At 65.6% G+C, this 6,991-nt stretch carries 6 protein-coding genes and 1 pseudogene; 4 read left to right on the forward strand and 3 right to left on the reverse strand.

Going from position 1 to position 6,991, the window contains the following annotated elements:
* The first annotated feature begins 275 nt into the window (after nucleotides 1-275).
* Nucleotides 276-1,718, forward strand: coding sequence for a hypothetical protein (locus tag Q8L83_RS09355; RefSeq protein WP_305286286.1), 1,443 nt, complete (start codon nucleotides 276-278; stop codon nucleotides 1,716-1,718).
* A gap of 35 nt (nucleotides 1,719-1,753) precedes the next feature.
* On the opposite strand, the gene Q8L83_RS09360 is transcribed toward Q8L83_RS09355, so the two are convergent.
* Nucleotides 1,754-2,545, reverse strand: a complete 792-nt coding sequence (locus tag Q8L83_RS09360; protein WP_305286288.1) for a molybdopterin-synthase adenylyltransferase MoeB — start codon at nucleotides 2,543-2,545, stop codon at nucleotides 1,754-1,756.
* A gap of 41 nt (nucleotides 2,546-2,586) precedes the next feature.
* Between Q8L83_RS09360 and hslV the strand changes: the two genes are divergently transcribed.
* Entirely contained in the window at nucleotides 2,587-3,138 is a 552-nt protein-coding gene (hslV, locus tag Q8L83_RS09365) for an ATP-dependent protease subunit HslV (protein ID WP_305286290.1), read from the forward strand.
* A 31-nt stretch (nucleotides 3,139-3,169) separates the two neighbouring features.
* Entirely contained in the window at nucleotides 3,170-4,474 is a 1,305-nt protein-coding gene (gene hslU / locus Q8L83_RS09370; RefSeq protein ID WP_305286292.1) for an ATP-dependent protease ATPase subunit HslU, read from the forward strand.
* On the opposite strand, the gene Q8L83_RS09375 is transcribed toward hslU, so the two are convergent.
* Together Q8L83_RS09375 and epmA are read right to left on the reverse strand one after the other, a co-directional pair.
* A complete protein-coding gene (locus Q8L83_RS09375) occupies nucleotides 4,471-5,520 on the reverse strand; it encodes a lysine-2,3-aminomutase-like protein (protein WP_305286294.1) in 1,050 nt (349 codons plus the stop codon). The genes hslU and Q8L83_RS09375 overlap by 4 nt on opposite strands.
* Before the next feature lie 48 nt (nucleotides 5,521-5,568).
* Nucleotides 5,569-6,618 (reverse strand): EF-P lysine aminoacylase EpmA, encoded by a 1,050-nt coding sequence (gene epmA, locus Q8L83_RS09380; protein ID WP_305286296.1) that lies wholly within the window; start codon nucleotides 6,616-6,618, stop codon nucleotides 5,569-5,571.
* 142 nt (nucleotides 6,619-6,760) lie between these two features.
* Between epmA and Q8L83_RS09385 the strand changes: the two are divergent.
* Nucleotides 6,761-6,991, forward strand: a pseudogene (locus Q8L83_RS09385) (elongation factor P); the annotation flags it as partial.

A 6,991-nucleotide genomic window follows, 5' to 3' on the forward strand; every position in this document is an offset into this window, starting at 1 on the left:
TGTGGCGACGCAGGTACAGCATATAGGGGATCAGCCCTGGCGCGTCAGGTCGAGGGTTTGGGGGCAACGTGAGGGACGATGGCTATCGTCGAGGATCGGGCGAGGCCAGCCTTCTACCTGCCAAAACATTTCTGCTCTCGACTCTGACCGTGCCCGACTGCCGTGTGACGACCGTGGGAAACAAACGCCTGGGTCACAGCTTCTTTCTCATAGACAAGCCGAGCTAAAGGCTCACCTATGGGCGCGTCAGCGCGACCAATTATGAAGAGTTTCAATTGACGCGAATAATCCTTGCGACACCTGTGGTGCTATTGACAGCTCTCACGGTTGTCGAGTTCCGCATTGAGCAGTTGCCGGTGCCTGACGGACAGTATCAGCTAGAGGTTCAGGTGGAGCGGATGGGGCTTATCCGCAATACGCTCGCGGCGGCTCGATGGGGAGCGGCACAAGTAGAGGCAGGCGTCCTTCAACACGTTCAAGAATTGATGGGCTCTGCTGAAACCGGCATTCACTTTTTACGTGTGCGTTTAAGGGCCATTTCCGGGGAGGAGGAGGAGGAGGCGCCCGTGCTTGCCGGCGCAGAGGCTGTTTTCCGTGTGTCCAGCCACCTGCTAATAGGCCCAGTAACCCAGGCTGAGGTGGTTCGCGCGGAGCGGGCGCGCAACAACGCGATTCAGGCGGAGCTCGCCACTCCAGTGTCTGGAGGGCGAGGCAATCTATTTTCCGTTTATGTCTTCTGCGCAGCAACGCTGATCCACGGCGAGCACCACTTTGCAGGATTCACTATCTACCCGCTGCAGAACGCGCTTACTGAGGAAGCGCTGCGGAATGCAATGAACGCATTCACTATGCAGCAGATTGGCATTGAGGTGATGCCTGATGCCGGTCTCTCAGCTAACTTTAAACAAAGTAGCCCTGCATATGTTATCGCGTACCATCGAGTGCGGGCCACCTCGCACGACGACGCCTTGATATTCGCGCAGCAACACGCCGACCACGTCAACGACGTCCTTGGCGTTGAACGCGGCCAGAAGGCGTCTGTGTTCGGCGTCTTATCGATGCGACTGGGCCGAGATGATGATATTCGGGTGGGCTACTACTATCCCGGATATAGGGGCAACAAAATCCCGCCAATGTTCAGTGGCGATATTGAGAACTACATCGAAAGGACACTGCCTAGATTACAAAATTCTGCCTGGGCGCGTCTCTTGTTTAGTAACTTTGCAGATGCGACTTCTGAGTTTGATCCGGGGATTCAACACCTGCGTTACTGGAGTCTTATGGAGCTCATCGCGAAGAAGCACATCATATCCGAAACTACACAGATTTTTTACCCCGATGGATCTCCAATATTGAGCGCAAAGGGAAAGCCGGTACTAACAAGGGGCGCTCAAGCTAAAGTATATGCACACCTGATATCTCTTGGTACATTTCAGAGTTCCGAAGGCGATCAAAATGGAACCGTGCATTTCGAGGGCGCTCAGCCTGTCAATGCGCCACCGGGCGAGGAGGTCATCCGTTTGTGGGAGGACCTCGGGGCTATGTACGCAATCCGAAACTCCGTTGCCCACACCGGCGAATACACACCGGATGCAACAGCGGCACCAAACAGCGACTCGGGTCGAGCCGCAAGATTCTACCAGTCCGGCTCGCTAATGCAGCGCTTTAGGGATCGTGTGCGCATAGCCCTCTCTCATGAGTTGGCGGCTATAACTTGATTTCATTGTTGAATACAGCGAACATTGTTCATGTACTAATCATGGACTATATAACGTCTGCTCGTGCTGGCTTTTATTCTCGTTAATACGTGATCCCCACACACCGAACACTCCGGATCAGCGCCAATCCGCACCGTCCGCGTCTCCGCGGCCAGGCCGTCATAGATCAGCAGCCGGCCCTCCAGCGCCTCGCCGGCCCCGGTGATGACCTTGATCGCTTCGAGCGCCATCATCGAGCCGATGACGCCGGCCAGCGCCCCGATGACGCCGACGGCGGCGCAGGTTTCGGCGTCGGGGGGGATGGCCGGGACCAGGCACTGGTAGCAGGGCTGGCCTTTGAACACGCCGACCTGGCCGGTCCAGCGGCCGATGGCGCCGGAGACCAGCGGCTTGCCGTGCGCCACGCAAGACGCGTTGACCGCAAACCGGGTGGCGAAGTCGTCGGTGCCGTCCAGCACCAGGTCGGCGCCGGCGATCAGGGGTCCGGCGTTGGCGCTATCGAGGGCCAGGCGGACGGGATTGACCTTCACATGCGGGTTGAGGGCGGAAAGCTCGGCGGCGGCGGCCTCGACCTTGGCGGTCCCTATGTCTGAGGGGCGATAGATCACCTGGCGCTGCAAGTTGGAGAGGTCGGCTTCGTCGGGGTCCACCAGGGTGATCTGGCCCACGCCAGCCGCGGCCAGATAGAGGCTGGCCGGGGCGCCCAGGCCCCCGGCGCCGACGATCAGCACATGGGCGGCCTTCAGCCTCTGCTGGCCCGGCCCGCCCACTTCGCGCAGCACCAGATGGCGGGCGTAGCGCTCGACCTCGGCGTCGGAAAATTCCATGGCGCTTGACCTCACCTGCCCTGGTCGCCACATCCCGGCGGATGTCGCAGACTTCTTCCAACTTCCCCGACTGGCACGGCACGACCATCCTGGCGGTGCGCAAGGACGGCCAGACCGTCATCGCCGGCGACGGTCAGGTCTCCATGGGCCAGACCGTAGTTAAGGGCAACGCCCGCAAGGTCCGGACGCTCGCCGGCGGTCGCGTCCTGGCCGGTTTCGCCGGCGCCACGGCCGACGCCTTCACCCTGATCGAGCGGCTCGAGACCAAGCTCGAACAGTATCCCGAGCACCTGGCGCGGGCCTGCGTGGACCTGGCCAAGGACTGGCGCACCGACCGCTATCTGCGCAAGCTCGAAGCGATGCTGCTGGTGGCCGATAAAGAGGCCATCTACACGGTCACCGGGGTCGGCGACGTGCTGGAGCCCGAGAGCGGCGTGGCGGCCATCGGCTCGGGCGGCAACTATGCGCTCGCTGCGGCCATGGCCCTGATGGACTCGCAGCTTTCGGCCGAAGAGGTGGCCCGCAAGGCCATGGGCATCGCCGCGCGCATCTGCGTCTACACCAATGGCGAGCTGACGGTCGAAAGCCTCTAGAGGCGCCCGTCGGCTCAAACCCCGTGAACCCATGACAGACTTCTCCCCCCGCGAGATCGTTTCCGAACTCGACCGCTTCATCGTCGGCCAGAAGGACGCCAAGAAGGCCGTCGCCGTCGCCCTGCGCAACCGCTGGCGCCGCCGTCGGGTGCCCGACGCCCTGCGCGACGAGGTGACGCCGAAGAACATCCTGATGATCGGCCCCACCGGCGTCGGCAAGACCGAGATCGCGCGGCGGCTCGCCCGCCTCGCCAATGCGCCGTTCCTGAAGGTCGAGGCCACCAAGTTCACCGAGGTCGGCTATGTCGGCCGCGACGTGGACCAGATCGTTCGCGACCTGGTGGAAAGCGCCATCGCCATGGTCCGCGACAAGCGCCGCGGCGCCGTCGCCGCCCGGGCCGAGGCGGCGGCCGAGGAGCGGCTGCTGGACGCGCTCACCGGCCCAGGCTCCACCGCGGCCCGCGAGAGCTTCCGCAAGAAGTTGCGGGCCGGCGAGCTGGACGACAAGGAGGTGGAGCTGACCCTGGCCGATTCCGGCGGCATGCCCCTGTTCGACGTGCCGGGCCAGCCGGGCGCCTCCATGGGGGTGATGAACATCTCCGACATCATGGGCAAGGCCTTCGGCCAGGGCCGCACCAAGACCCACAAGACCACGGTGGCCGGCGCCTGGGCGCCCTTGATCGCCGAGGAGAGCGACAAGCTGCTGGACCAGGAGGCCCTGACCCAGGAGGCCCTGCAACTGGCCGAGAACGAGGGCATCGTCTTTCTCGATGAGATCGACAAGGTGGCCAGCCGCTCGGACCGGGCTGGCGCCGATGTCAGCCGCGAGGGCGTCCAGCGCGACCTGCTGCCGCTGATCGAGGGGACGACGGTGGCCACCAAGTACGGGCCGGTGAAGACCGACCACATCCTGTTCATCGCCTCGGGCGCCTTCCATGTGGCCAAGCCCTCGGACCTGCTGCCCGAGCTGCAGGGCCGCCTGCCCATCCGGGTGGAGCTGAAGGCGCTGACGCGGGATGACATGCGCCGCATCCTGACCGAGCCCGAGGCCAATCTGATCCGTCAGAACCAGGCGCTGCTGGCCACCGAAGGGGTGACGCTGACCTTCACCGAGGAGGCCATCGATGCGCTCGCTGACTCCGCGGTGGCCGTGAACGGCTCGCTGGAAAACATCGGCGCCCGTCGCCTGCAGACGGTGATGGAAAAGGTGCTGGAGGAGATCAGCTTCACCGCCGCCGACAAGGACGGCGAGACCCTGACCATCGACGCCGACTATGTCCGCCAGCGCCTAGGCGAGCTGACCGGCGACACCGACCTGTCCCGCTACATTCTCTAGGCTTTGGGCGGATAGGGGTGGCGGACCCCTTGCGGGTCCTCGACCTCATAGCCGCCCTCGACGCCCTCGACATAGGCCGGGCCGATGGGCGACTTGCCATGGCCGCCGGGGATGTCGAGCACATAGGTCGGCTGGCAGAGGCCCGAATAGTCGCCGCGCAGGGCCCGCATCAGGGCCTGGCCTTCAGCTATCGGCACGCGCAGGTGGCTGGTGCCGGGCGCCAGGTCCCCCTGGTGCAGGTAGTAGGGCTTGATGCGGGTCTCGACGAAGGCGCGCATCAGGGCGCCCAGCACCGCCACGTCGTCATTGACCCCGCGCAGCAGGACGCTCTGGCTGACCATGGCGATCCCGGCGTCGATCATCTTCGCGCAAGCCGCCCGGGCCTGCGGCGTCAGCTCATCGGGGTGGTTGGCGTGCAGGGCCACATAGACCGCCTTGCCCGGCGCACGTAAGGACGCCACCAGCTCGTCGGTCGTCGCGGCCGGATCGACCACCGGCAGGCGGGTGTGGAAGCGGACCACCTTCACATGGTCGATTGAGCCGAGACCCGCTATCAGCTCGGCAAGCCGTCGCGGCGACAGCACCAGGGGATCGCCGCCGGTGACGATGACCTCCCAGATCTCTTCGTGCTCAGCCAGATAGGCCAGGGCCGCGGCCAGTTCGGCAGGGCTGAGCGCCCCCTCCCCGCCCGGTCCCACCATCTCGCGGCGGAAGCAGAAGCGGCAATAGACCGCGCAGACATGGGTGATCTTCAAGAGCGCCCGGTCGCCATAGCGGTGGACGATCCCCTTGACCGGCATATGGGCGTGATCGCCGATCGGGTCGGCGCGCTCGTCTGGCGTCGCGTCCAGCTCGGCGGGGTCCGGCAGATACTGGCGGGCGAGCCCCGGCCCGCCCTCGGCGATCTGCTGGGCGAGGTAAGGCGTGATCGCCACGGCGTAGCGGGCGGCGACGGCTTCCAGCGGCGCGATGTCGTCAGCCGCGACCAGCCCGGCCCCGGCCAGGGCCGCAGGCGTGCGCAGGGTCTTGGGCGCCGGGCTCGTCATCGGCGGCATATGGCTGAGATGGGGCCGCCCTGCAATGGAAGCCCCCTGTCAGACCTCGGCCACCGGGGTCCAGATCACCTGTTCGATCCGCTGGGCGCCCGAGGCCAGCATGACCAGGCGATCGAAGCCGAGCGCGGCGCCGCTGGCGGGCGGCATGTGGGCGAGCGCGGCCAGGAAATCCTCGTCGAGGGGATAGCGCTCGCCGTAGACGCGGGCCTTTTCGTCCATCTCGGCTTCGAAGCGGCGGCGCTGTTCGGCCGGGTCGGTGAGTTCGCCAAAGCAGTTGGCCAGCTCCACCCCGCAGGCATAGAGCTCGAACCGCTCGGCCACCCGGGGATCGCTGGCCTTGGGCCTCGCCAGCGCGGCCTCGGCGGTCGGATATTCGCAGAGGATGGCGGGCCGGCCGAAGCCGAGCTTCGGCTCCACCTTCTCCACCATCACCCGGCTGAAGATGTCGGCCCAGGTGTCGTCGGGCGCCACCCGGACGCCGGCCTCATGCGCAGCGGTCGCCAGGGCGGCTCGGTCGGTCGCCCCGCCCTCCCCCACCGTGGCCAGCAGGTCGATGCCTGCGAACCGCGCATAGGCCTGCGCCACGCTCACCTTCTCCGGCTCGGCGAAGGGATCGGCCTGCGCGCCGCGCCAGGTGAGCATCTTGGCGTCCAGGGTGTCGGCCGCCAGCGCCAGCAGCCGGGCGCAGTCCTCCATCAGGGTCTCATAGGGGGCGTCGACCCGATACCATTCCAGCAGGGTGAATTCCGGATGGTGCAAAGGCCCGCGCTCGCGATTGCGCCACACCCGGGCGAGATCGAAGATCTTGGTCTCGCCGGCCGCCAGCAGCTTCTTGGCCGCGAACTCCGGCGAGGTGTGCAGGTGCATGGCCGCGCGCCGCCCGTCCGGCCCGATGGCTTGCGTGGAAAAGGCGTGCAGATGGGCCTCATTGCCCGGCGAGACCTGCAGGGCGGCGGCCTCCACCTCGGTGAAGCCCTGATCCTCGAACCAGCGGCGCACGGCCTTGGTGATCGCGCCCCGGGCGGCGAGAAAGGGGCGGCGGTCCCTGTGGGCGTCCTTGTCCCACCAGGGCGTGGTCGCGTGCGGCATGGAAGCGGTCCGGCTTGAGGGGGAAAATCAGCGCCAAAGCTGGCGAAAACGCCGGCGATCCTATAGGTGCGCGGGACCTCTATAGGTTTTTGAGATCAAACGGGCCCGCGTCGGCCCGCCCCAGGTTCGAGGAAGACATCACGTGAAGGTCGCCGCCAGCTCGCTCCGCAAGGGTAATGTCGTCGATGTGGACGGCAAGCTCTACGTGGTCCTGACCGTCGAGAACATCCATCCCGGCAAGGGCACGCCCGTGACCCAGCTGAACATGCGCCGCATCTCCGACGGGGTGAAGGTGTCGGAACGCTACCGCACCACCGAGCAGGTGGAGCGGGCCTTCGTCGAGGAGCGGGAGCACACCTTCCTGTACCAGGAC

Origin of the sequence: Phenylobacterium sp. (assembly GCF_030680185.1) — a bacterium.
GTDB lineage: Bacteria > Pseudomonadota > Alphaproteobacteria > Caulobacterales > Caulobacteraceae > Phenylobacterium.